This window comes from Ferrovibrio sp. (assembly GCF_029255545.1).
Lineage (GTDB): Bacteria > Pseudomonadota > Alphaproteobacteria > Ferrovibrionales > Ferrovibrionaceae > Ferrovibrio.
Genome location: NZ_JANLJJ010000049.1, coordinates 27,125 through 51,976 on the forward strand (window position 1 = coordinate 27,125; position 24,852 = coordinate 51,976).

Annotated in this window: 21 protein-coding genes; 10 read left to right on the top strand and 11 right to left on the bottom strand. The window is 67.4% G+C overall.

Going from position 1 to position 24,852, the window contains the following annotated elements; genetic code table 11:
* The first annotated feature begins 160 nt into the window (after nucleotides 1–160).
* Nucleotides 161–1,277 (top strand): peptide chain release factor 2 gene (gene prfB, locus Q1J79_RS09985; protein WP_300299775.1). Its coding sequence is split into 2 segments (ribosomal slippage): nucleotides 161–229 and nucleotides 231–1,277, totalling 1,116 coding nucleotides; the frame shifts between segments, so codons are not numbered across the junction.
* A gap of 71 nt (nucleotides 1,278–1,348) precedes the next feature.
* On the opposite strand, the gene Q1J79_RS09990 is transcribed toward prfB, so the two are convergent.
* Complete coding sequence (locus Q1J79_RS09990; protein ID WP_300299777.1) at nucleotides 1,349–2,263, bottom strand: LysR family transcriptional regulator; 915 nt, start codon at nucleotides 2,261–2,263, stop codon at nucleotides 1,349–1,351.
* 85 nt (nucleotides 2,264–2,348) lie between these two features.
* Here Q1J79_RS09990 and Q1J79_RS09995 point away from each other — a divergent pair, with 85 nt between their 5' ends.
* The 3 genes from Q1J79_RS09995 (at nucleotide 2,349) to Q1J79_RS10005 (ending at nucleotide 4,832) form a co-directional block, all read left to right on the top strand.
* Entirely contained in the window at nucleotides 2,349–2,987 is a 639-nt protein-coding gene (locus Q1J79_RS09995) for a DsbA family protein (protein WP_300299779.1), read from the top strand.
* A 22-nt stretch (nucleotides 2,988–3,009) separates the two neighbouring features.
* Nucleotides 3,010–3,888 carry an SDR family oxidoreductase gene (locus Q1J79_RS10000; RefSeq protein ID WP_300299781.1) on the top strand — a complete coding sequence of 293 codons (879 nt, stop codon included), beginning with the start codon at nucleotides 3,010–3,012 and terminating at the stop codon, nucleotides 3,886–3,888.
* Between the two features lie 257 nt (nucleotides 3,889–4,145).
* A complete protein-coding gene (locus tag Q1J79_RS10005; protein ID WP_300299783.1) occupies nucleotides 4,146–4,832 on the top strand; it encodes an alpha/beta fold hydrolase in 687 nt (228 codons plus the stop codon).
* Between the two features lie 55 nt (nucleotides 4,833–4,887).
* On the opposite strand, the gene Q1J79_RS10010 is transcribed toward Q1J79_RS10005, so the two are convergent.
* From Q1J79_RS10010 to Q1J79_RS10025, 4 genes are all read right to left on the bottom strand, one after another.
* A complete protein-coding gene (locus Q1J79_RS10010) occupies nucleotides 4,888–5,400 on the bottom strand; it encodes a polymer-forming cytoskeletal protein (RefSeq protein WP_300299785.1) in 513 nt (170 codons plus the stop codon).
* The gene (locus Q1J79_RS10015; RefSeq protein WP_300299787.1) at nucleotides 5,357–6,715 is read right to left on the bottom strand and encodes a M23 family metallopeptidase; all 1,359 of its coding nucleotides are present in this window, start codon (nucleotides 6,713–6,715) and stop codon (nucleotides 5,357–5,359) included. Before Q1J79_RS10015 ends, Q1J79_RS10010 begins: the two co-directional genes overlap by 44 nt.
* Nucleotides 6,716–6,897: 182 nt before the next feature.
* Nucleotides 6,898–7,455 (bottom strand): peroxiredoxin, encoded by a 558-nt coding sequence (locus tag Q1J79_RS10020; RefSeq protein ID WP_300299789.1) that lies wholly within the window; start codon nucleotides 7,453–7,455, stop codon nucleotides 6,898–6,900.
* A complete protein-coding gene (locus tag Q1J79_RS10025; protein ID WP_300299791.1) occupies nucleotides 7,439–10,702 on the bottom strand; it encodes a bifunctional [glutamine synthetase] adenylyltransferase/[glutamine synthetase]-adenylyl-L-tyrosine phosphorylase in 3,264 nt (1,087 codons plus the stop codon). The genes Q1J79_RS10020 and Q1J79_RS10025 overlap by 17 nt, the downstream gene beginning before the upstream one ends.
* Nucleotides 10,703–10,860: 158 nt before the next feature.
* On the opposite strand from Q1J79_RS10025, the gene Q1J79_RS10030 reads away from it, so the two are divergent.
* Entirely contained in the window at nucleotides 10,861–14,055 is a 3,195-nt protein-coding gene (locus Q1J79_RS10030; protein WP_300299793.1) for an AsmA-like C-terminal domain-containing protein, read from the top strand.
* 140 nt (nucleotides 14,056–14,195) lie between these two features.
* Here Q1J79_RS10030 and Q1J79_RS10035 read toward each other — a convergent pair whose 3' ends face one another.
* Both Q1J79_RS10035 and tyrS read right to left on the bottom strand, forming a co-directional pair.
* Entirely contained in the window at nucleotides 14,196–16,577 is a 2,382-nt protein-coding gene (locus Q1J79_RS10035) for a penicillin acylase family protein (protein ID WP_300299795.1), read from the bottom strand.
* A gap of 193 nt (nucleotides 16,578–16,770) precedes the next feature.
* The gene (gene tyrS / locus Q1J79_RS10040; protein ID WP_300299797.1) at nucleotides 16,771–18,027 is read right to left on the bottom strand and encodes a tyrosine--tRNA ligase; all 1,257 of its coding nucleotides are present in this window, start codon (nucleotides 18,025–18,027) and stop codon (nucleotides 16,771–16,773) included.
* A 101-nt stretch (nucleotides 18,028–18,128) separates the two neighbouring features.
* Between tyrS and Q1J79_RS10045 the strand changes: the two genes are divergently transcribed.
* Nucleotides 18,129–19,208 carry an anhydro-N-acetylmuramic acid kinase gene (locus Q1J79_RS10045; protein WP_300299799.1) on the top strand — a complete coding sequence of 360 codons (1,080 nt, stop codon included), beginning with the start codon at nucleotides 18,129–18,131 and terminating at the stop codon, nucleotides 19,206–19,208.
* On the opposite strand, the gene fabF is transcribed toward Q1J79_RS10045, so the two are convergent.
* From fabF to Q1J79_RS10065, 4 genes are all read right to left on the bottom strand, one after another.
* A complete protein-coding gene (gene fabF / locus Q1J79_RS10050) occupies nucleotides 19,205–20,482 on the bottom strand; it encodes a beta-ketoacyl-ACP synthase II (RefSeq protein ID WP_300299801.1) in 1,278 nt (425 codons plus the stop codon). The two genes, Q1J79_RS10045 and fabF, sit on opposite strands and share 4 nt — an antisense overlap.
* Before the next feature lie 54 nt (nucleotides 20,483–20,536).
* The gene (locus Q1J79_RS10055) at nucleotides 20,537–21,010 is read right to left on the bottom strand and encodes a MarR family winged helix-turn-helix transcriptional regulator (RefSeq protein ID WP_300299802.1); all 474 of its coding nucleotides are present in this window, start codon (nucleotides 21,008–21,010) and stop codon (nucleotides 20,537–20,539) included.
* A 44-nt stretch (nucleotides 21,011–21,054) separates the two neighbouring features.
* Nucleotides 21,055–21,513: a GNAT family N-acetyltransferase gene (locus tag Q1J79_RS10060; RefSeq protein ID WP_300299803.1), complete on the bottom strand. Its 459-nt coding sequence runs from the start codon at nucleotides 21,511–21,513 to the stop codon at nucleotides 21,055–21,057.
* A gap of 104 nt (nucleotides 21,514–21,617) precedes the next feature.
* Complete coding sequence (locus Q1J79_RS10065) at nucleotides 21,618–22,952, bottom strand: ferredoxin reductase family protein (RefSeq protein ID WP_300299804.1); 1,335 nt, start codon at nucleotides 22,950–22,952, stop codon at nucleotides 21,618–21,620.
* A gap of 129 nt (nucleotides 22,953–23,081) precedes the next feature.
* On the opposite strand from Q1J79_RS10065, the gene Q1J79_RS10070 reads away from it, so the two are divergent.
* The 4 genes from Q1J79_RS10070 to Q1J79_RS10085 all read left to right on the top strand — a co-directional run bounded on the left by Q1J79_RS10070 (nucleotide 23,082) and on the right by Q1J79_RS10085 (nucleotide 24,796).
* A complete protein-coding gene (locus Q1J79_RS10070; RefSeq protein ID WP_300299806.1) occupies nucleotides 23,082–23,354 on the top strand; it encodes a CopG family ribbon-helix-helix protein in 273 nt (90 codons plus the stop codon).
* A gap of 3 nt (nucleotides 23,355–23,357) precedes the next feature.
* A complete protein-coding gene (locus Q1J79_RS10075) occupies nucleotides 23,358–23,651 on the top strand; it encodes a type II toxin-antitoxin system RelE/ParE family toxin (protein WP_300299808.1) in 294 nt (97 codons plus the stop codon).
* A gap of 90 nt (nucleotides 23,652–23,741) precedes the next feature.
* On the top strand, nucleotides 23,742–24,608 hold the full coding sequence (locus Q1J79_RS10080; RefSeq protein ID WP_300299810.1) for a hypothetical protein: 867 nt from the start codon (nucleotides 23,742–23,744) through the stop codon (nucleotides 24,606–24,608).
* Nucleotides 24,605–24,796 (top strand): hypothetical protein, encoded by a 192-nt coding sequence (locus Q1J79_RS10085; RefSeq protein ID WP_300299812.1) that lies wholly within the window; start codon nucleotides 24,605–24,607, stop codon nucleotides 24,794–24,796. Before Q1J79_RS10080 ends, Q1J79_RS10085 begins: the two co-directional genes overlap by 4 nt.
* The last annotated feature ends 56 nt before the right edge of the window (nucleotides 24,797–24,852 follow it).

Consider the following 24,852-nt stretch of genomic DNA (forward strand, 5'->3'; position numbering starts at 1 on the left):
AGGAACTGGTGCCCGGCGCCATCTCGCTGGACGCGATGCGCCAGCTGGTGAAGGCCGCGCGGGGTTGAGGTTTCGGGGCTGAATCCGGCGATATTTGACGAAATCGGCCGGTTTCCGTATGGTCCGGGCCGATTAAACGACACTTTTCAGGAACGGAAACATGCGCGCCGAAATTCGGTCGATGGCCGATGAAATCCAGCAGTCGCTCGGACTGCTGAGGAGGTCTCTTTGACTGGGATAACGCAGTCAAGAAGCTCGAGGAATTGAACGCCCGCTCGGAGGATCCGAGCCTGTGGAACAAGCCGGCCGAGGCGCAGGCGCTGATGCGCGAGCGCACCAAGCTGGAGCGCGCGGTTTCCACCCAGCGCCGGCTGGAAGCGGCCCTGCAGGACAGCATCGACCTGATCGAGCTCGGCGAGGCCGAGAATGATCAGGCCGTGGTCGACGAGGCCGAAGCCGTCATCATGGGCCTGTCGAAGGAAGTGGCGCAGGCGCGGCTGGAAAGCCTGCTGTCGGGCGAGGCCGACATGAACGACACCTTCCTGGAAGTGCATGCCGGCGCCGGCGGCACCGAAAGCCAGGACTGGGCCTCGATGCTGCTGCGCATGTATGTGCGCTGGGCCGAGAAGCATGGCTACAAGGTCGAATTCCAGGAAGAGAGCGAAGGCGAGGAGGCCGGCATCAAGTCGGCCACCATCAAGGTGATCGGCCCGAATGCCTATGGCTGGCTGAAGAACGAGAGCGGCGTGCACCGGCTGGTGCGCATCTCGCCCTATGATTCGAACGCGCGCCGCCATACCAGCTTCTCCTCGGTCGGCGTCTATCCGGTGGTCGACGACACCATCGAGATCGAAATCCTCGACAAGGACCTGCGCGTCGATACCTACCGCGCCTCGGGCGCCGGCGGCCAGCACGTCAACAAGACCGATTCCGCCGTGCGTATCACCCATATGCCCTCAGGCATCGTGGTGGCCTGCCAGACCAACAAGTCGCAGCATCGCAACCGCGACGAGGCGATGAAGATGCTGAAGGCGCGCCTCTATGAGCGCGAACTGCAGAAGCGCGAGGCCGAGAAGCAGGCGGTGTTCGACTCCAAGACCGATATCGGCTGGGGCCACCAGATCCGCTCCTACGTGCTGCATCCCTACCAGATGGTGAAGGATTTGCGCACCGAGCTGGAAACCAGCGACACCCAGGGCGTGCTGGACGGCGACCTCGACCCGTTCATGGCCGCGCAACTGGCGGCCAGGGTCGGCGGCGACAAGGACGCGGCGTAGAATCCTGGAACCGTCGTCTCCGGGCTTGTCCCGGGGATGACGGTTGCTGATCCGTCGGGCGGTTCGCTGGCTCAGTCCGCCGCCAGCCGCTGTTTCAGGAAGTCGATGAACAGCCGCGTCTTCGGCGGCACGTGGCGCATCGCCGGGTAGACGGCATAGACGCCGCCCTCGGGCAGGGCATAGCCGCCCAGCACCTCGACCAGACGTCCGGCAGCGAGATCGTCGCGCACCATATGGTCGGGGAATACCGCCATGCCACCGCCCTCCAGCACGAAGGCGCGCATCATCGCCGTGCTGTTGGTCTGCAGCACGGCATTCACCCTTGCGCTTTGCGCCCGCCCTCGGCCTTGGCCGCTGCCTGGGCGTGGCTGGAAACGCAGGGTATGGCTGGCCGGCAGTTGCGGCATCGCCACCCAGCGATGCGTCGCCAGGTCGGCTGGCCGGCGTGGCATGCCATTGCGGCGCAGATAGTCCGGCGCGGCCACCACAAGTTGGCGGAAGCCGGCCAGCCGCGTGGCGCGCAGCCGGGAATCGCGCAGCCAGCCGGCGCGGATCGCCAGGTCGAATCGTTCGCCCACCAGATCCACCACCTGGTCGCTGGCGATCAGGTCGATGGTCAGGCCGGCATGTTGCAGGGTGAAGTCCGCCAGCGCCGGCGCCAGCACGGCGGCGGCATATTCCGCGCCGCAGGTAATGCGCAGCCGGCCCACCACGGCATCACGGCTCACCCGCAGGCGGGCCAGGGCCGCTTCGGTCTCGGCCAGGATGCGCCGGCAATCGGCATGGAAGGCCTGGCCCATCTCGGTCGGCGTCACCTTGCGCGTGGTGCGGATCAGCAGGGTGGTGCCCAGCTCGGCCTCCAGGCGGGCGACATGCTGGCTCACCATGGCCTTGGTCAGGCCGAGCTGGCGCGCGGCGGCGGTGAAGGCGCCGGTTTCGATCACGGCGGCGAAGACGGCCAGGCGGTTCAGGTTCACGTTGGTCATGGCTTCCACATTGTCAATTTAAACTGAACAGTCAATTCCCGCTTGCCGGATTTATCCGGCGCGGGCGGCGCGCCATAGTCGGGCCATGGCTCAATTCACCTATCTGTTCGATCCGCTCTGCGGCTGGTGCTACGGCGCCGGCGCCACCCTGCATTGGCTGCGCGGCCAACCCGGCGTTGCCCTGCGCGGCCTGCCCACCGGCCTGTTCGCCTGGGAGCGCGCCATCCCGCTGGAACGCATGCGCGACCATATCCGCCAGGCCGACGAGCGCATCGGCCGGCTCAGCGGCCAGGATTTCTCGGCCGCCTATGTCGAGCAGGTGGTGATGCAGCCGGGCGGCATGGTCGATTCCGGTCCGGCGACCCTGGCTTTGTCGATCATCGAGCGCCGGCAGCCCGGCCGTGGCCTCGATCTGCTGCGCGACATCCAGCAGGCCCGCTATGGGGATGGCCGCGACGTCACCGATCCGGCCGTGCTGGCGGATTTGGTCGTGGCCCATGGCCTCGACGCCGCGGCGTTCATCGCCGCCTATGCCGACCCCGAGGAACAGCGCCAGGCCAGGCTCTGGGCCGGGCAGGGGCAGCTTCTGCTGGATGCCGTCGGCGCGCGCGGCGTGCCGACCCTGCTGCTGCATGGCGCTGCCAGCGTCCCACCGCGCGTGATGCCATCCGATGTCCTTTATCACGACCGCGACAGGCTGCAGTTGCTGCTGCAAGCCGCATAATCAAAACCCCAAGGAGAGAACCATGATCGTCATCACCGGAGCCACCGGCCAGCTCGGCCACCTGATCGTCGACGCGGTGCTGCAGCGCGTGCCGGCCAGCCAGGTTGCGGTGTCGGTGCGCGACAAGGCCAAGGCCGCCGATCTCGCCGCCCGTGGCGTGGCCGTGCGCGAGGCCGATTATGGCAAGCCGGAGACGCTGGTGGCGGCCTTGGCCGGCGCCGAAACCCTGATGCTGGTCTCCGGCGATGCCGACAACGCCACCCGCATCGCCCAGCACCGCAATGCCATCGCCGCCGCCAAGGCCGCCGGAGTGCAGCGCGTCGTCTATACCAGCTATCTCGACAACGATCCGGCCTCGCCCTTCACCTTCGCCGCCGTCCATGGCGATACCGAGCAGGCCCTGCGCGACAGCGGCCTGGCCTTCACCATCCTGCGTCCCAGCACCTATGCCGATCTGCTGGTGATGAATGCCCAGGGCGCGATGGCTAACGGCGCCTATGCCACCGCCGCGCCTGCCGGCAAGACCAGCTCGATCGCGCGCGCCGATATTGCCCGCGTGGCGGCCATCGTGCTCACCCAGTCGGGCCACGACGGCAAGGTCTACGAACTCACCGGCCCCGAGGCGCTGGGCGCCGCCGATGTGGCCGCCATCATCGCGAAGATCGCCGGCAAGCCGATCCCGGTGGCGCCGATCACGCCCGAGCAGCTTGCCGGCTTCTTCAGCGGCACGCTGGGCATGCCGCCTTTCCTGGTCGAGGCGCTGGTCGGCGCGCAAGCCGCCGTGGAGCAGGGCCGCATGGCCAGGGTGACCGACACGGTGGAAAAGCTGACCGGGCAGGCGCCGCTCAGCGTCGAGCAGGTGCTGCGCGCCGCGTTGGGCGGGGCAAAAAACGCCGCGTAACTCTATGCAGCGGCACCCCCGCGAAAGCGGGGGTGCCATTTTATGGGACCCCGGCGCAAGGCCGGGGTGACGGCGTTTCTTTCGGCTCCCCCAATCGTCATGCCGGGCTTGACCCGGCATCCCGTTGAAACCGGCCTCCCTTTCTTCCAGCGGCATAGCGATATCGAGCCCTGCGGTTACATCCGGGGATGACGATGCGCCGAATTGCAAAAAAACTCGTGGATGCCCGGACCAAGTCCGGGCATGACAATAGGGGAATGGAAATAAACCCCGAATCCGACCGCGTGATCCTGCTGCATGGCCTGGCGCGCACGCCGCGCTCGATGGCGAAGCTGGCGCAGGCGCTGGCGCGCGAAGGCTATGCCGTCGAAAACTGGGAGTATCCCTCGCGGCAGCATGATTACGCCGGGCTGCTGGCTTTGCTGCGGCCGCGCATCGCCGCGCTGGCGGGCGATGGCAAAACCCATTTCACCAGAACGCACTTCGTCGGCCATTCGCTCGGCGGCCTGCTGTTGCGCAGTTTGTTGTCCGAGCCGCTGTCGTTTCCTGCCGGCCGCCTCGTGCTGCTGGGGGTGCCCAATCGCGGCGCGCTGTCCGTGGCCCGGCTGCAGGCACGGCGCGGCTTCGGCCGCCTGCCCGAGATTTTCGGCCGCCCGGCGCGCGACCTCTATCGCGATGCGCCCTGGTTGGCAGGCCTGCCCTGGCCGAAGCTGGAAACCGGCGCGATTGCGGGCACGCGGCGCTTCCATCCGCTGATCCCCAGCGCCTGGATCAACCTGCTGCATGGCGCGCGGGAAGACGGCGACGGCACGGTGGAAGTGGATTCCGCTTTGCCGCCAATGCTGCGGCACACGCTTATGCTGCCGGTTGGGCACAGCTTCCTGCCCAACGATCCGCGCGTGATTGCCGCCGTGCAACGCTTCCTGCGCGACGGGCGTTTCTAGGCCATAAAAAAAGGCGGCCCGCAGGGGCCGCCTCTGATGCTGGATGAGGGCTGTCTCAGCTCGTCGCGGTGGCGGCGCGGGCCAGGCCGGGCAGGGCGCCCGACAGGCCGGTTTCGGCCGCGCCCTTGATCGCCTTCTGCACGGTCTTCTCGGTTTCGTCCTTGGCATCCGCCGAGGCGACCACGCTGAGCTTGGCCACCATCTCGCGCGGGTTCTCGGCGAATTTGCACAGGCCCTCGATCTTGGCGCCGGCGGCAATCGAGAGCAGCTCGTGCCAGATGTCGCCGCGCACCTTCGCGGTCTTGTCCAGTTCCACCGACTTGGCGCGGATGCGGCCGATCACCTCGCCACGGATCAGCACATGCTCGGCCACCACCTCGCCAACCACCTTGGCATTCTCGCCGATGGCCAGGCGCGCCGCGGTGACATCGCCGTTGACCAGGCAGTCGATCTGCACCTCGCCATCGGAATTGAGATCGCCGTTCACCGTCAGGCCGGCGCTCAGGATCGAGGGAGGCGCCTGCTTAGCGGCGGCCTGCGGATTGGTTTTCTTGCTGCTTGAAAACATGATAGCCGGCCTCGATGAATTTGGCGGGATCAATCTGCTCGTCGTCGAGCAGCACTTCGTAATGCAGATGCTGACCGGTGCTGCGACCGGTCGAACCCATGGTGCCGAGCGGGCGGCCGTAGGCGACGGTCTCGCCTGCCTGCACGGATATCGAACTCAGGTGAGCATAGCGCGTTTTCACGCCCAGGCCATGGTCGATTTCCACCGCGCGACCGTAGGGTCCTTTGCGGCCGGCGAAGACTACCACGCCGGGTGCGGTGGCCATCACCGGCGCCTTGTTCGGGCCGATGAAATCGGTGCCGGCATGGAAGGCGGGCTGCTTGGTGAAGGGATCTGTGCGGCGGCCGAAGGTGGAGGAGACTTCCGCTTCGCCGCCCATCGGCAGGGCCAGCGGCAGGCGCTGCGCCAGCGCCATCAATTCGCTCCAGCGGCCAAGCTTGCCTTCCAGGCTGTTCATGTCGCGGTCGACCGGATCGAGCGAGGCGGTCTGGGTCGGATGCGGCTCGAGCATGCGCAACGGACCGCCGACGCCGACTTCGGCGCGGGCCTCGGTGGCGCGCGCCAGCATGCCGCTGATGTCGAGCCCGGTGCGGCTCAGCGCCTTTTCCAGCGCGGCCAGGCTCTGCTCGGTGCGCTGGTCGAGTTCGTCGAGCAATTCGCGCTGGCGGCCGCGCACGGTCAGGATGCGGGTCTCGATGTCGCGCGGCTTCACCGCCGGCACCGGCGGCCGGGCCTTGGACTCGCGCAGCATGCCTTCCAGATCCTCGATCGAGGCGGGGTCCTCGCTGCGCGCCATCGTCTCGCTGCGGACGGGCGCTGCGGAGGCCAGCCTGCCGCTGTCGGGTTTCGTGGCCTCGGCGGCGGCCTTTGGCGCAGCCTGGTCCGGCGCGGCCTTGGCCTTGGCGCCAGTCCTGCCGGCATCGGCGGTATCGGTCGGGGACTGGCCGGGCAGCGCCGGGCTGCGCTGCTTCATCGCCATGTCGTAGAGGCGGCGATAGCGCTCTTCCAGGTCGCGCGAGGCGACGACGAAATTCTCCTGGCTCTTTTCGTAATCGGCCGAGAGCCGGTCATAAGCCAGGCTGAGTTCGGCGATGCGGCGGTCGCGGGTGTCGAGCAGGGTGTCGCGATAGAACACGTTGACGGAGGCGTAGCCGATCCAGCCGGCGAAAGCGACGACGCCGGCGGCCATCAGAACCTGGGCACGGGTGGAGAGCGCGACATAACGCACGTCGCCCCGACTCCGGAAAATGATCTGCCGTTCCGGGAACAGGCGGTCGCGCAACTCCCGCCATTGCCGTCTCGCGCGTCGCGTCACTAAGCCCCCCGTTTTGTCTTGGAAACCGCTTGCCTCTGGCGGGGTCGATTAGGGCTTATTTGGTTTGGTTAATGCAAGAAAGAATCTGTTACGATTCCCAGAAAAACACGCGCGAACACAGACTTAACCTATGTCGCGCGTGTTATCCACAGAATGTGGATAAGCGTCGCAAGCGCTTGATTCTAAAGTGCCTGCACGGCCTGCAGCACCGAGTCCACATGGCCGGCCACTTTCACCTTGCGCCAGATTGCCGCAATCTTCCCGGTACGGTCGATCACGACGGTGGCCCGCTCGATGCCCATATACGTCCGGCCATACAGGCTTTTCTCGACCCAGACGCCATACGAGTCGGTGACTTTCCCCGACTCGTCGGCGGCCAGCACCACCTTCAGCTTGTGCTTGTCCTTGAATTTGTCGTGGCTTTTCGCCGTGTCGCGCGAGCAGCCGATCACCACAGCATTCAGCTTGTCGAACTTCGCCTTCGCCGCCGTGAAGTCGAGGGCTTCCCGGGTGCAGCCCGAGGTATCGTCCTTCGGGTAAAAATACAGCACCACCGCCTTGCCCTTCAGGCTGGCGAGAGAAACCGTGCCGCCGCCATCGGTCGGCATGGTGAAGGCGGGCGCCCGGTCTCCGACTTTCAGACCGGCGCTCTGCGCTGCAGCCGCCTTCGGTGCGGCGGCTTTTTTCTTCGCCACGGTTTTGGTCTTCGCGGCGGGTTTCGTCTTAGCGGGCGTTGCCATCGTCCTGTCCTGTGCGGTTGGAATCCGGGTTGAGCGAATCTGCGAGCGAGAGATAGGGGGCGGCCGGCTGTTCGACCAGGGCGACGAACAGCTTGTGCACCTGGCGCTGGCAATCCTCCAGCCGTTCGCTCAGGTCGTCCAGGCTGGCATCGCCCACCAGTTCGGGCAGGCGTTTCGCCAGCGCCGGCGGCCATGACGCCGGATCGCCGGCTTCCTCGCGCCCGGCCAGCCGCGTGGCGGCCAGCAACGTGGCGTAAAGCGGTCCGGCCAGGCGCAGGATGCGCAAAGCCTTCGCCTCCAGCAGGCCGGCGGCCGCCATGGCCTCCAGCGCCCGCAGCGGATTGGCCTGCAGGATGTCGGGGTGTGCTGCGCCATGGCGCAGCAGCAGGTATTGCAGGATGAATTCCAGGTCGACCAGGCCGCCGCGGCTCTGTTTCAGGTCCCAGATGCTTTTGCCCTGCTTCTGCGCCGCCAGCCGCGCCCGCATGCTGGCCACGTTGGCCAGCAGGCGTTTCTCGTCGCGCTTGGTGGTCAGGATGTCGCGCAGCACGGCCTCGAAGCGCGTCGCCAGCTTCGCATCGCCGCAGACCACGCGGGCCCGCGTCAGCGCCATATGCTCCCAGGTCCAGGCCTCGTTGCGCTGGTAATCGGCAAAGGCGTCCAGCTTGATGGCGATCGGCCCGGCGCCGCCGCTGGGCCGCAGCCGCATGTCGATCTCATACAGTCGGCCTTCGCCGGTCATCGCCGTGATCGCGTTGATGAAGCGCTGGCACAGCCGGGCGAAATACAGCCCCGGCGTCAGCGGCCGCGCGCCGCTGGACTCCCCGGCGCTCTCCGGGCAGTCGAAGATCAGCACCAGGTCGAGATCGGATTCCAGCGTCAGCTCGCGGCTGCCCAGCCGGCCCATGCCGATCAGCGCCAGCTGCGCGTCGCGGATCCTGCCATGCTGGCCGGCGAATTCGGCGCTCACGCGCGAAAGCAGTTCCGCCAGCACCGCGTCGGCCACGCGGCTTAAAGCGTCACCGGCGGCCACGCCATCCAGCGTGCCGCGCAGCAGTCCGATGCCGACCTGCAATTTCAGCTCGGTGGTCCAGCGCCGCGTCCAGTCCAGCACGTCCTGGAAATCGCGCGCCGCCGACAGCTGCCGCTGCAGGCTGGCCGCCAGCGTCGCCGCGTCGAAGACCGGCGGATGCTCGGCATATTCCAGCAGGCTGTCGAACAGGGCGGCGTTCTGCGCCAGCGTCTCGGCCAGCTGCGGCGCGGCGGCCAGCACCTCGGCCAGCGTGTCGAGCACGGTCGGATTGGCCTGCAAAAGCGCGAAAAGCTGCACGCCGGCCGGCAGGCTGGACAGGAAATGGTCGAAGCGGCGGATCGCCACGTCGGCGCTGCCGGTGCGCGAGAAGGCCTCCAGCAGCTGCGGCATGATGGCGGTGAGCTTCTCGCGCGCGCGTTCCGAGCGCATGGCGCGATAGCGGCCGAAATGCCAGCCGCGGATCATCGCCGCGATCTCGGGCGGATCGGAGAAGCCCAGGCCGCTTAAGGTCTTCAGCGTCTCCGGATCGTCGTCGGTGCCGGTGAAGACCAGGCTGCCGGTCTCAGAGCCCAGCGACGACGCCTCGCTGAACAGCTCGTCGTAATACCGCTTCACCCGCGCCAGCACGCCCAGCAGGCGGTCGCGGAACGCCTGCGGGCTCTCCGCACCGAGGAAGCAGGCGAGGTGGCCGATGTCGCGCGGCAGGGTATGGGTCTGCTCGTCGGCGATCATCTGCAGGCGATGCTCGACTCCACGCAGGTAGCGGTAATCCTCGATCAGCTCGGCGCAGGCGGCCTCGCTCAGGCGCTCGGTGGCGACCAGGGCGCGCAGCGCGTCGCAGGTCGGCGCGGCGCGCAGCCGCGTGTCGCGGCCGCCGGCGATCAGCTGCTGGGTCTGGGCGAAGAACTCGATCTCGCGGATGCCGCCGCGGCCCAGCTTGATGTTGTGGCCTTCCACCGCGATCTCGGCATGGCCCTTATGGGCATGGATCTGCCGCTTGATCGACTGGATGTCCTCGATGGCGGCGAAATCGAGGTTCTTGCGCCACACATAGGGCGTCAGGCGCTGCAGGAAGCCGGTGCCGGCTTTGATGTCGCCGCCGACCGGCCGCGCCTTGATCATCGCCGCGCGTTCCCAGTTCTGGCCGAAGCTTTCGTAATAGGTCTCGGCGGCGGCCATCGAGAGCGCCACCGGCGTCGAGCCCGGATCAGGCCGCAGCCGCAAATCGGTGCGGAACACGTAGCCGTCCTCGGTGCGGTCATGCAGCAGGCGGAACATCTGCTGGGTCAGCCGGATGAAGCATTCCAGCGGCGTCTTGCGGCCGGTGTAGCGCACGACCTCCTGGTCGAACAGCATGATCAGGTCGATGTCGCTCGAGTAATTCAGCTCGCGCGCGCCCAGCTTGCCCATCCCCAGGGCCACGAAGCCCGAGCCGCGGCAGGGGTCTTTCCTGGCATCCGGCAGCTCCAGCTCGCCGCGCGCCGCCGCATCGCGCAGCAGCACGGCCATGGCGCTGTCGATGCTCAAACTCGCGAAGTCGCTTAAGCACCCGGTGATCTTTTCCAGCGGCCACAGCCCGGCGATGTCGGCCACGGCGATCGACAGCGCGACGCGTTTCTTGGCCTGGCGCAGCGGCGTCGCCAGCGCCTCGGGCTGGTCGCAGCGGCGGGTGAAATCCTTCACCGCGCGCATGGCCTGCTCAAAGGCCGCGTCCGGGCCGCTGTCCAGCAGCAGGGCGATGGTGGCGGGTTCGTCCAGCGCCAGCTGGGTCAGGAACGGGCTGTTGCCGAACAGGCAGCCGAGCAGGGTCCTGGTGCCGGCCTGCCGGCCTGCCGCCGTCAGGCGTTTCGCCAGCGCCCGGTCGGGATGCTCGGCCAGCATCTCGGCCCAGTGCTCGAAGCCGCGCGCCGCCGCCCCGGCGTCAAAGGGTCGCGGCAGGCCGGACCAGGCCGCCGTGGCGGGTTTGGGGCTGCCGGCTTTTTTGCTTGCGGCGACCTTGCCCTGGCCGCTTGCCGTACCGATCTCAGGAGGACGGGTTTTCGGCGCGGCTTTTTTCTTCGGGACGGCTGTCTTCGGGGCGGCTTTCTTCGGCGTGGCCGGTTTCTTTTTGCCGGCTTTTTTTGCCGCGGCCGGGGTCCGGGCGGCGAAGGATTCCGCCGCTTTGGCCGTAACTGGTTTTTTACCCGGTTTTGCCGGTAATCGCTTGGATGGCATGGCGTTTCCCTCGTGCCGTGGGCGAAGTTCGGCTAAACTCACCACAGGGTCAAGCAGCGGCGCCCCCCTGGTGTCATAAAGCCTGCCCGGTCGCAGCCCGGCCGGCGGAAACGAGGACGCGATACGTGGTTTTGCGATGGAGTCGGTGGCTGGTTCGCTTGGTTGCGGCGGTGGCGCTGACGCTGGTTGGTTTGGGCGGGCTGCTGGCCTGGCGCGTGGCGCAGGAGCCGATTTCGGTCGGGTTTCTCATCCCCTATGTCAGCGAGGCGCTGGCCCTGCCGCAATTCGGCATCCGCGCCGAGATGGCCGATCTGGTGCTGGCCTGGTCCGAGCGTGACCAGAGCCTGCGGCTGCGCGTGGTTGACGCGCGCTATCGCGGCGCCGATGAACGCGTCGCCCTGCGGATTCCCTTCATCGACATGGCGCTCAGCGGTCCCTCGCTGCTGCGCGGCGTGATCGCGCCGCGCTACGTGTTCGCCAGCGGCATCGAGGCGCGGCTGGTGCGCGACGCCCAGGGCCGGTTCCAGATCGGCCTGCCGCTGGAAGGCGACGGCCAGCCCGGCGCCACCACCGAGGCCGAGGAAATCCGCACGCCCGCCGACACGCTGGCCACCGGCATGTTCGCCGGCGTGTTCGAGCTGCTGTCGCGCCGGCCGGACCCGAATGATCCGCTCAGCCAGCTCCAGATGGTGTCGATGCTGGCCGAGCGGCTGGTGATCGAGGACTGGAAGCTCAACCAGCGCTGGGTGGTGCCCGGGGCGCAGCTGTCGTTCCGGCGCGGCGACGGTCATGTCTATGGCTCGGCCACCGGCGCGCTCGACTGGCGCGATCGCCGCGTCAACCTCACGGTCGGCGCCGATTACGACGCGGCCGAGCGCGCGGCCAAGGTGGACGTGCAGTTCGACAATGTCGAGCCGTCCGATTTCGCCGACGTGGTGCCCGAGCTGCAGCCGCTGGACTATCTCTCTGCGCCGCTCAATGGCAGCCTGACCCTGCGCCTGAACGAAAGCGGCGAGCAGTTAGGCCTGAATTTCGACCTGCATGCCGGCGCCGGCCGCGTGCAGGCGCCCGATTTCCTGGTCGCGCCGCTCGAGCTCACCGAGGCGCGGTTTCGCGGTTATGCCGATGCGGCCAATGGCCGGCTGTATCTGGATGAAGGCAGCATCAGCTTTGCCGACAATTTCCGCCTGTCCTTCGGCGGCTGGCTCAGCCGCAGCGAAGGCGAGCGGTATGGCCTCGACCTGAAGGGGCAGTTCTTCGACCTGCCGACCAGCGCGCTGGCGCAATACTGGCCGCCGGGCATGGCCAGGAATGCCCGCGACTGGGTCACCACGCGGATCAGCGAGGGCAGGGTGTCGGCCGGGCGTTTCGCCGCCGCGCTCACCCCGGCCATGCTGGCCGGCGAGGTGAAGCTGCCGCGCGAGGCCGTGAAGCTCGATTTCGCCTTCGAGGGCCTGCAGGTCGATTACCTGCCGCCGATGACGAAACTGCGCGACGGCAAGGGCGCCGCCGCGATGGATGCCGATGTGTTCGACCTCAGCGTGGAATCGGCGACGGTTAATCTTCCCGGCAATCCTGCCGGCAATCTTCCCGGCGGTTCGCTGCAGGTCGGGCCGGGCAGCGTGAAGATCACCGGGCTGCAGGCGGTGGATCAGCATGCCGAGATCACCAGCACGGCACGCGGCAAAAGCAGCGACGTGCTGGCGCTGATCGACCAGAAGCCGCTGGGTTTCCCCTCCAGGCTGGCGATCAAGCCGGCCGGCGTGGGCGGCGAGGCATCCGTGACGTGGCGGCTGAAATTCCCGCTGCTCAACGCGCTGAAGACCGATGACGTTGCCGTGACGGCCGAAGCCGACCTCACCGCGCTCAGCATGGATGGCCTGATGGGCCGCTATGGCCTCACCGAGGGCGACATGAAGCTGAAGGTCGATGCCAAGGCGCTGGAGGCCAGCGGCAAGGCGGCGCTGAACGGCGTGCCGCTGCAGATCGTCTGGCGCCAGGAATTCAGCGCCCGCGCCGCGGTGCCGGCGCGCTACCGGCTGCAGGGCCGCATCGACGAGGCCCAGCGCAAGGTATTGGGCTATCCGCTGGCGCCGTATATCGACGGCCCGGTCGAGGCGACGATGGAGATCGAGGAGCGGCGCGGCGGCGAAACCGCCATCGGCGGCGAGTTCGACCTGAAGGATGCCGTGATCAGCGTGGCCGAGGCGCATCTGGAAAAACCCGCCGGCATCGCCGGGCAGGGCAGGGTGCTGATCCGCACCCGCGCCGGCCAGCCGGTCAGCTTCGACCTGATCGAACTGGAGGGCCCGGCTTTGTCGGGCCGCGCGAAGGCCCAGCTCAACAGCGATGGCGGCTGGAGCGCCGAGATCGCCAGCCTGAAAACCGGCGACAGCGACGCGCGCGGCCGCATCAGTTATGCCGCCAATGGCGACGCGCGGATCGAGCTGAGCGGCCGGCGGTACGACCTGCGGCCTTTCGTGAAGGACGTGTTCGACGACGATGCTGAGCCGGGCCAGGTCAAGCCGCGCCTCATCCTCGAGCTGCGGCTCGACGAGGCCCGCATCGACGACGAGCTGGAGATGCGCAATCTCGCCCTCAATGTGCAGCGCGAGCCCAAGCGGCTGGAGCGCGTCGGCCTGACCGGCGGCTTCGCCACCACCGGCGGCGTCACCTTCTTCATCTCGCCGGCGCTGAACGGCCGCAGCCTGCGGCTCGATTCCGACAATGCCGGCGCCATGCTGCATTTCCTCGGCGTCACCAACATGCAGGGCGGCACCATGCAGATCAATGCCGCCTATGACGACACCCAGGCCAGCCAGCCCCTGGCCGGCCGGATGATGATGCAGAACGTGCGTGCGGTGCGCGCGCCGTTCCTGGCCCGGCTGCTTGGCATCGGCTCGTTCGCCGGCCTGTCGGCTTTGCTGTCGGGCGAAGGCATCCTGTTCGAGACCGGCGAGGTGCCGTTCACGCAGAAGGACGGCGTGCTGACCCTGCGGCCCTCGCGCCTGCAGGGGCCGCAGCTCGGCATCACCTTCGAAGGCAATATCTACGACCGCACCGACAGCATCAGCGTCACCGGCACCGCCGTGCCGGCCTTTGTGCTCAACACCATCCTGGGCAAGATTCCGCTGCTCGGCGATTTGTTCGTCGGCGACGGCATCATCGGCGTCAACTTCGCCGTCTCGGGCAACCGGAGCGATCCGCAATTCACCGTCAATCCGCTTTCGGCCATCGCGCCCGGCTTCCTGCGCCGCATCTTCCAGGCGCCGACATCCGACAGCAACGGCCAGCAGGGACCGCAATCGCCGCCATCAACCGAAGTGCCGTTCGAGCAGCGGATCACGCCTTAGGCGCGGCAAGGTCCGGCGCGGAAAGGCGTGAATGGCCGGCCAAGAATCGTCTCCTGGGTCCGGCCATGACACTTGGAAAGATATCCCACTAGCCCGTCATGCCCGGCCTTGTGCCGGGCATCCACGTCTTCTTTCCGTCTCTACGGCTTCAGCACCAGGGTATGCCGCGCATTGGCTTCCACGGCCGCCGGCGCGAACCACCAGGGCAGCAGCCGGCCGCCCATCCAGGCCTCCAGCTGGTCTTTCTGGTGCGGGCCGAACTGGCGTTCCGCCACGCCGCCGGACACGGCTGCCATCACCTTCTCAGAATCCGAGAAATCGGCGATGAAGCGCAGCGAGGCGAAGAAGCGCGCCTCGAAACCCTGGCCAAAGCCTGACAACCCACGCTGCACCGTCTCGCCCGAGCCGGCATAAGCCTTGGGCGTTGTGCCCAGCAGGTCCTTGCCCGGGCCGCTGCGGCGCAGCGGGCTGACGAAGGCAATCGTGTGCGCCTTGCCCCACAGCCACGCCTGCGGTGCCGCGCCGTATTTCGCCTCCAGGTCGGCGCGGGCGATGTCGGTCGCGCGACGGATCATGTCGGGCAGGGTTTCCACCGAAGGCGTCGCCGTGTCGTCGAACCAGGGCGAGGCGGGATCGGCCAGCAGGGCATCGAAGCGCGACTGCCACGTATACCAGTTCGACAGCCAGCGTTTCGCCAGCTCCGGGCCCAGCTCATCCGAGAAGGTCTGCGTCGCCAGCGCCTCGTAGATGCTGTGATAGATGGTCGGCGCCGCGCTGTCGGTGCGCTCGTGGAAATCCCAGCTGGCAAGAATGGCGGCGAGGTCGGCATGTTTGCCGCCCTGCAGGGCCGCGACGATCTTCGGCGCCAGGCCACGCGCCTGCGCGTTGCTGATATCCTGCATCAGCGCCAGATGGTCGGCCGCTTTCATCGCCGGGCCGTTTTCGATGCGGTTTTTGATCGTGCCGTAGCGATAGGGCGGCGAGAAATAGCTGCCGTAATGATAGGGGTAGTTATCCGGCTGGGTGTCGTGGTTGGCGGTGCCGACCCAGCCGCGCGCCGGCGCGATCTGGCCGGGCAGTTTGTCGGGTGGGATGAAGCCGCGCCAGTCATTGGCGGCCGTGTCGGCCGGCTTTGGGAACACGCCCTGGCCGCTGGCGCGCAGCGGCACCAGGCCGGTGGCGCGATGGCCCACCGCGCCGCTGCTGTCGCCGAACACGTAGTTGAAATACATCACGCCCATCTGCTGCGCGGCGGCATCCACCTCCTGCACGGTTTTCGCCGTCAGTAGCTTTTCGATGCCCAAGCCACCACCCGGAATCTCGGCCGAGGCCATGCGCAGGCTGAGCACGCGGCCATTGGCGGCATTGCCCACCACCGGGCCGCGTTTGGTGCTGCGCACGGTCAGCGTCTCCTCGCGGATGCCATTCGGGGCCTTGGCATCCTTCACGCGGATGATTTCCTCGCGCGTCTCGAACGGCACGCTCGCGCCGTTATCCAGATAATTGGCCGGATTGGCGGGATCGACGGTCTCAATAAACAGGTCCTGGGAATCGCCATAGCCGTTGGTGACGCCGAAGGCCACATGGGGCGTGCGGCCGATGGTCAGGCCGGGCACGCCGGGCAGGGCGGCGCCGATGGCCTGGATGCCGGGCGCGAACAGGCCGACGGGATGCCACACGCCAGGCAGGGTGCGGGCATCGAGATGCGGATCGTTGGATACGATGGTGGCGCCCGAGGCCGAACGCGTGGCGCCCACGGCCCAGTTGTTGCTGCCGAGCTCGATGGGGGCGATCGGACTGCCGCTCTGCAGGATCAGGTCCTGCACGTTCAAGCCCTCGACGACCTGTGTGGTGCCAAGTGAAGCAAGCTGAGCTTTGCGGTCGGGATTGACGTTGAGCGGGAACAGCGCCTTTGCCTTCTCGAAGCCCAGCTTGTCGATCATCGCCTGCATCAGCAGCTCGGCCTTGTAGTTGGTGGCGTGGCTGTAATTGACGAAATGCAGCACGGCGACCAGGTCGTCGACACTCCACGGCCCGACGCGGAAGCCGGCCAGCTTCAGCTCGATCGGATGATCGGATGTCAACGCGGCATAGGCGTTCAGGCCTTCGGCATACCAGGTGAGGAAATCGCGCGCTTCCGGGCTCAGCAGCTTGGCGTGGCGCTGCGCATTGCGCGTCAGGCCCAGCGTGCGCATCTCCTTGTCGCTGGCCAGCCCGACCTCGCCGACCACTTCGGCCACGCGGCCATATATCAGCGCGCGATAGGCTTCCAGCTGGAACAGGCGGTGCTGCGCGGTGACGAAGCCCTGCGCGCGGATCAGGTCGGGCGTGGTCTGCGCGAAGATATAGGGGATGCCATGGGCATCGCGCAGCACACGCACCGGCGCGGTCAAACCCGCCATCTGCAATTCGCCATCGGCCTTGTAGCCGTTGCCCCAGCGCAGCCAGGCCAGCCCGCCGCCGACAGCGGCGACGACGACGATCACGAGGGCGAGCAGGATTTTTAGAATGCGCTTCAGCATGGCGGGTCTCCCTTGATGGGCCGACTATCCGCCAGCGCGCCGCCGCCGGCAATGCTGCCGCAGGGGAAGCGACTCGGGGAGCGTAAATGGGTTCCCGGGTCTGCGGCGCATCGTTGCATGCCGCGCCGCGCCCGGGATGACAAAGATATGGAGCGTCACCCCGGCCTTGAGCCGGAATCCCATTTTTATATGTCTACGCCGCCTCGATCAGCACATGCTGCTTCTTGCCGAAGCTCAGGCGCAGGCGGCCGTCGGCGCCCAGGTCGGTGGCCGAGATGCGCTGCGTCTCTTCCTTCACCGGCTGGTCGTTCAGCTTGATGGCGTTGCCGCGGATATGCCGGCGCGCCTCGCCGCCCGATTTGGCCAGGCCGGCTTCCAGCACCAGCGCGAAGGCCTCGATGCCGGCCTCCAGCCGCGCACGCTCGACTTTCACCACCGGCAGGTCGCCGCCGAAGCTGCCTTCCTCGAAAGCCTTGCGCGCGGTCTCGGCCGCATGCTCGGCGGCCGCGCGGCCACGGCAGAGCGCGGTGGCCTCGGTGGCCAGCACCTTCTTGGCCTCGTTCAGCTCGGCGCCCTGCAACCGCTCCAGCCGCGTGATCTCGTCCAGCGGCAGGTCGGTGAACAGGCGCAGGAAGCGGCCCACATCGGCATCCTCGCAATTGCGCCAGTATTGCCAGTAATCGTAGCTCGGCAGCATGTCCTCGTTCAGCCACACCGCGCCCGAGGCGGTCTTGCCCATCTTGTGGCCGGCGGCGGTGGTGAGCAGAGGACAGGTCAGGCCATAGAGGCTGAGGTCATGCACGCGGCGGCCGAGCTCGACGCCGTTGACGATGTTGCCCCACTGGTCCGAGCCGCCCATCTGCAGATTGCATTTGTAGCGCCGCGCCAGCTCGACGAAATCGTAGGCCTGCAGGATCATGTAGTTGAATTCGAGGAAACTGAGCGGCTGCTCGCGCTCCAGCCGGATTTTCACGCTCTCGAAGCTGAGCATGCGGTTGACCGAGAAGTGCCGGCCATAATCGCGCAGGAAGTCGATATACTGCAGCCGGTCGAGCCATTCGGCGTTGTTGGCCATGATGGCGTCCGACGGCCCGTCGCCGAAGCGGACGAAATTGCCGAAGGCGGTCTTGATGCTGGCCATGTTGGCGGCGATGTCGTCGGTGGTCAGCAGCTTGCGCGCCTCGTCCTTGCCCGAGGGATCGCCCACCTTGGTGGTGCCGCCGCCCATCAATACGATCGGCTTGTGCCCGGCCTGCTGCAGGCGGCGCAGCATCATGATCGAGAGCAGGTGGCCGACATGCAGGCTCGGCCCGGTGCAGTCATAGCCGACATAGCAGGTGATGCCGCCGGGCTGGGTGGCCAGGGCGTCGAGGGCTTCGCCGTCGGTGCACTGGTGCAAATAGCCGCGCTGGCTCATGGTCTGCAGGAAATCGGAACGGAACTCGGTCATGGCGCGCTCTGGCTCTGGTTCGGGCTTGGGTCCTGTGGGCGGGAAAGGCCCGATGGTCTATCATAGCGAACCCGATTCTCCCAGCCTCCGGTGTTCCCCTCTTGTCCTCGCAGCCCTCCTGGATCATCGGCCTGATGAGCGGCACCTCGCTGGACGGCATCGACGCCGCCCTGCTGCGCAGCGATGGCGAGGCCATCGCCGGCTTTGGCCCGGCCCTGACCCAGCCCTATGCCCCGGACTTGCGCGAACGTATCCGCGCCCTGCTGGGCAAAGGGGGGCATGAAGCCGGTGCCGTGGCGCGGCTGGTCACCGAGGCCCATGCCGAGGCCGTGGCCGCCCTGCTGAACAGGGCCGGCATGACGGCCAAGGACGTCGCCTGGCTTGGTTTCCACGGCCAGACCATCCTGCACCGCCCGGACGACGCCCGCACCTGGCAGATCGGCGACGGCGCCCTGCTGGCCCGGCTCACGCGCATTGCCACCGTGGCCGATTTCCGCAGCATGGATGTCGCCATGGGCGGGCAGGGCGCGCCTCTGGTGCCGCTCTATCATGCCGCGCTGGCCCGCCATGCCGGATTGGCGCCGCCATTGCTGGTGCTCAATCTCGGCGGCGTCGGCAATGTCACCTGGATCGGCGACGCGCTGCTGGCTTTTGACACCGGGCCGGGCAACGCGCTGATCGACGACTGGATGCTGAAACATGCCGGTTCTGCCCATGACGAGGGCGGCGCCACGGCGGCCAGGGGCCGGGTGGACGAGGCGGCTTTGCGCCGCCTGCTCGATCATCCCTATTTTTATGCGCCGCCGCCAAAATCCCTCGACCGCAACGATTTCTCGGCCGATGCCGTGCAGGGGCTGTCGCTGGCAGACGGCGCCGCCACGCTCACCGCCTTCACGGCCGCCAGCGTGGCGCGCGGGCTGCAACACCTGCCGCAACGGCCTGTGCGCTGCCTGGTCTGCGGCGGCGGGCGGCACAATGCCACGCTGATGCGCATGCTCACGCAGCAGCTCAACATGCCGGTCGAGGCGGTCGAGGCCGTGGGCTGGCGCGGCGACAGCCTGGAGGCCGAGGCCTTCGCCTTCCTCGCCGCCCGCGCCGTGCGGGGCCTCAGCCTCAGCCTGCCCGGCACCACCGGCGTGCGTTTGGCCGTCAGCGGCGGGCGGTTATACCAGCCGGACTAAACCGCCTTCATGATGATGGCGGCATTCACGCCGCCGAAGCCGAAGCCGTTGCACAAGGCCGCCGTGATCTGCCGCGCCTTCGCCGTCAGCGGCACGAAATCGAGGTCCTCGTTGCCCGCGTCGGGCGCATGCATGTTCAGCGTCGGCGGCAGGATTCCTGAACGCAGCGCCATGGCGGTGAACACCGCCTCGACGCCGCCGGCCGCGCCGAGCAGATGCCCGATGGCCGACTTGGTCGACGAGACCGCCACATCCTTCAGCCTCTCGCCGAACACGCGGCGCAGGGCCGCCACCTCGCCATTGTCGCCCACCGGCGTCGAGGTGGCATGCGCGTTCACATACCCGATCTCGTGGCCATCCGAGCCCATCATCCGCAGCGCCGCCTGCATGGCGCGCGCCGCGCCCGAGCCATCCTCCGGCCCCGAGGTGAGGTGATGGGCATCGGCGCTGGTGCCATAGCCGGTCAGTTCCACCAGCGGCGTCGCGCCACGCGCGCGCGCATGCTCCAGCGTCTCGATCACCAGCAGGCCGGCGCCTTCGCCCATCACGAAGCCGTCGCGGTCGCGGTCGAATGGCCGCGAGGCCGTCTCGGGCGCGTCGTTGCGCGCGGTCGAGAGCGCCCGCGCCGCCGCAAACCCGCCGATCGACAACCGGTCGATGCAGGCCTCGGTGCCGCCGGCCAGAGCCACGTCGGCCTCGCCCGACCATATGAGCCGCATGGCATCGCCGATCGCCTGCAATCCGGCGGCGCAGGCCGTCACCGGCGTGCCCAGCGGCCCCTTGAAGCCGTAGCGGATCGAGACATTGCCGGCCGCGAGATTGGCGAGGAAGGCCGGCACCACGAAGGGCGACAGCCGGCGCGGCCCGCGCGCATCCAGCGTGGCTTTGGCTTCGGTGATCACGGGGAAACCGCCGATGCCGCTGGCGATGATCGTCGCGGTGCGCTCGCGCGCGGCTTCGTCAGTCGGTTTCCAGTTCGCCTGCGTCAGCGCCTCCTCGGCGGCGGCCAGGGCATAGATGGTGAAGAGATCCACCTTCTTGCGCTCCTTCTGCGCCACCACGCTGTCGCTGTCGAGGCCGGCTTCGGCATCCTCGTCAATCGTCGGCACCAGGCCGGCGACCTGGTTGGGCAGGTCGGAAACATCAATCCGCGTGTTGCGCCGGATGCCGGATCTTGCCGCCACCAGCCGCTCCCAGACCCTGGCCACGCCGCAGCCCAGCGGCGTGACGAGGCCCATGCCGGTGACGACGATACGGGCGTTATGGTTGCTCATGGCTTTCTCCTGTGCATATACACATGTTAAGGCAAAAAATTCAGGCCCCGCGATTCAGGCCAGCGACCCCAGCGCGGCCAGCCCCTGCTGCGCCGCGCGCCAGGCCTTGTCGCCCAGGGCTTTGCGCAGGTCGTCCTGCGCCTTTTGCCAGAGCGGAATCAGTTTCGTGATCAGCGCCTCGCCCTTGCGGGTGAGGGCGAATTTCTGCGCCCGGCCCTGGCCGCCCTGCGGGCAGGCGATCAGCCCGGCCTGCTCCAGGGGTTTCAGGTTGCGCAGCATGGCGCTGCGCTCCAGCGCCATCATCTCGGCCAGGTCGCTCACCGAGTCAAAGCCGCCCTTGGCAATCGCCGCCAGCAGCGAGACCTGTGTGCTCTGCAAGCCAAACGGTTTCAGCAGGGCGTTGTAGCGCCGCGTCACCGCGCGTGCCGCGCGCCGCGTCTTCAGCACCATGCACACATCCGCCATGCCGTCCGGCAGCACGGGCGGGCAGGGCGCGGCTTTGGCTCTGGATTTGGGGCGGGCGGCCATGCCCCACCCTGACATATGCATATGCACAAGTCAAAGGCCGGCGGTCAGGCCAGTGATTTCTGCATCAGTATGGTGGGGAATTTGGCATGCTCATGGCGTTCGATGAGCCGATAGCCAAGTTTTTGATAAAACGGCACAGCGGTAATCGAGGAATTCAGCCGCAGGACAGAGACGCCGTTTTCGCGTGCATGACGCTCGAGAAACTGAACCATGCAGCGCCCGATGCCCCGTCCCTGCACGGAAGGGGAGACGAACAGCGAATGCAGTCGGTCGCCGCCCAGGCTGATGGTGCCCGCGATATGGCCATGCTGCATGCCGACGAATACATCGCGCTCGCCCATTTTTGCCGCGATCAAGGCCGGCGTGAAATCGGCGCATATTTTTTCCAGTACGGCTGGCTCGTAATCCTCTGCATTGCTGGTCCTGATGGTGTGCAGGATCAGGTGATGGAGCCCGTCCACATCGGATGGGTCCGCGCGTCTTATGTCGATGTTAACGGGCACAAAGCCGCCTTCACCGCAACGCGAAGGCCAGCACGGCGCCCAGAATTATGGCGGCGATGCCCCAGAAGACGGTCAGCAGGCGGTGTCCGGCCGGCATAGGCGCCTCAGTCGTAAAGGAAGCGTTCGGACACGATCTGCCGCGCCGGAATGCCGAGGCCCAGCAGGCTGCGTTCGCAGCTAGCGATCATGCCCTGCGGCCCGCAGAGCAGGTAGCACCAGCGCGCCGCGCCGTCGAAGCCGAACACTTCGCGCAGCAGGGCGTCGTCCAGCACGCCCCGGCGGCCGGTCCACGCGGCGTCGGGCTCGGAGAGCACAGGCACGATTGTCAGGTTCGGGTTGGCCACCAGCGCCTCCAACTCATCCGCCAACACGATCTGCGCGCGGCTGCGGTTGCCGTAGACCAGGATGACCGGGCGGTCGTCGCGGCTCATCTGCATCTGCCGCAGGATGCCCAGCAGCGGCGCGATGCCGACGCCGCCGGCCAGCAAGGCCACGCCCTCGGCTTGCCGCCCCCTCCTTAGAGTCTGGGCCAGCGTCAGATGCCCATAGGGCCCGTCGACATAGGCCGTTGTGCCGGGCGCGATGCCGCCCAGCCGCGACGTGAAGTCGCCATATTCCTTGATGATGAACGACAGCGTCGTACGGTCGGCCGGCGCCGAGGCGATCGAGAAGGGATGTTCGTCGGGCGACCATGGATTGGTGCCCAGGCGCAGCCACACGAACTGCCCGGCCTCGTACTGCAACGCCTCGCCCCGGCGCGGTCTGATCTCAAGCTGCCAGGTCTTCGCCGCCACCGGCCGCACGGCAACGACTTCATACGGCCGGCGCCACCGCAGCAGCGGCCGCAGGCCATACACCACCAGCATGGTCAGCGCCGCCAGCGCCAGCAGCACGATCCAGAACCACAGCAGCGGCGCCGCGCCGCTGTAACGCCCGGCGGCAAAGGCATGATGCGCGATCAGCCCGGCGATCAGCACCGCGCCCACGGCATGCGTGATCCGCCAGGTTTCGTAGGAATGGCCGATCTGGGTGCGCCGCATTGCCGTGATCACCAGCAGCAGGAGCAGCAGCCAGCCAATGATGCCGGTATAGGCCGCGGCGCCGGCCAGCCCCAGATGGTCGCGATGCGTGGCATCGTCGGGCCGCGCCAGGCCAATCGGCGTGGCATAGAGGAAGGGATGCACCAGGATGAAGGCGGCGGCCACGCGCGCCAGCAGCTGATGGAAGCGCATGGTCACGTCCATGCCGATGCGCTCCGAGATGCTGCGGAAACGGCCCGACAGCAGGAACTCCATCAGCAGGATGGCAAAGGCGGCCAGCGCCAGCCCCGACGACAGCTCGTCCAGAAACGGGCGCGGCGGCTTGCCCTGCGCCCAGGCCAAAGCCAGCGGCGCGAGAGTGAGCAAAACATAGCCGGCGATCAGGAGGGTTGGAGGCATGCGGTTCCCGGACTCGGTGAGGCCAGCTTAAGTCGATTCCCGGCGATACCGCTGCGGGTTTGCCCTAGGCGATGGCAGGTTTGTTGAGTATTATTCGGTATTACCAATGAATACCCTAAGGAGCGCCCCATGGCGGTCTCGGTGAAACTCGATCCATCGGAGCAGGAGCGCCTGCGCCTGCTGGCCGAACAACGCGACCGGTCGCCGCATTATCTGATGCGCGAGGCGATCCAGCAGTATCTCGACCGCGAGGAAGCCCGCGAAAGCTTCAAGCGCGAGGCCCTGGCGGCCTGGCAGGATTTCCAGGAAACCGGCCTGCATGTCACCGGCGAGGAACTCGGGGCCTGGCTGGAAGGCTGGGGCACCGAGCAGGAGCGCGACCCGCCCAAGCCGCACGACTAGGCCATGGCCCGGCTGCTCGTCACCCAGGCCGCGCGGGATGGCCTGATCCGCTGCCGCGCCTTCCTGGCCGGGAAGAACCCGCTGGCCGCCCGTCGCGCGGCCGAGGCGATCAACCGCCATCTGCAGCTTCTGGCCCGCCACCCCGAAATGGGCCGGCCCTTTGATCCCGCGCCGGAGCTGCGCGAATTGCTGATCCCGTTCGGCGATGGCGGTTATGCGGCGCTGTATCGCCACGAGCCGGCCCGGGATGCCGTCATCCTGCTGGCCTTCCGGCACCAGAAGGAGGCGGGGTATTAATTCTGCTTATTTTCCTTTTTGTTCTTTTTTTGTTTTCTTTTCCCCCAATCCGCGTTATCCTTGTCCGCCTCCCCAGAGCAGGAGGCGAGCATGCCCTACAAACCGGAAAACGACCCGTTCAAGGAAGAATACATCCCCCCGCCGCCCCAATCGGAGACTAAGCCGCGCCGGCCGCAGATCGCCTGGCGGCGCGGCGCGATGATGTGGGCCGATGGCGAGGAGGTGCCGGCCATCTGCGCCACGCTGGGCATCGACGAAGCCCGCTTCTGGCGCCACGTGGGCCAGAGCCAGCGCTTTCGCTTCCATATCGAGCAGGCATCTGCGCGTCGCCGCCTGCAGGCGCGGTTCCGGCTTGAGCACCTGGGCCGCGACGCCCTGCTGCGCGCCGTGCAGCAGATCGAAAAATACGACGCCGAGACCCTGCGCTGGCTCGGCGCGCAGGCCGGCCTGGAAAGCGGGATGCGGGCGGAGGCTGCGCCATCGTCAGGCCGCCCGGATGCGCCGGAACCGGATCTGGGCGAGCGCCTGCGCCGCGCCGCCGCGCCGCCGCCCAACATGGCCTTCCGCAAACGCATCGCGGCCGAGCGCGCGAAGATGGATGCCGAGGTGGCGCGGATCAAGGCGGAGGTCGCCCGCCGGCAGGCGCGGCAGGCCGCCGCCGACAGCGCGGCCAAGCAAAATCAAGGGTTAAGCGAGGCAAAACCAGCGCAAAACGATGCCACGCCGATGCAGGCCGCCGCGCCATCGCCATCGCCCATGCCATCGCCATCAACATCGCCGCGCAGCACCCCACAAGACTGGCAACCGCCGCCGCGCCCGCCGCGTCCACCCGCGCCGCCGCCGCCACGCAGCCGCGCCGAGTTGCTGGGCACGATCATCGACCTGCCGGGGCCCGACATGGACCGCATCCGCTATGCCCGCGATCCCGATCCGGACGAGGAGATGGAGACGTCATGAAGGCGGAGATGGGGGAGTACGAACATCCTCTCACCGTCATGGCCGGACTTGGTCCGGGCATCCACGAGTTCATTTTTTACGCCTTTGCCATCGAGGCCGGAATCCGTCGCATGGCACAAGCAAAAGACGTGGATGCCCGGCACAAGGCCGGGCATGACGCTGATTTTTTCTATCCACGTCTTTTCTGAATCAGCTATTCGATTGCGGATTGGTATTCGCCGCCACGGCGCCCTTGCCGGCGCGG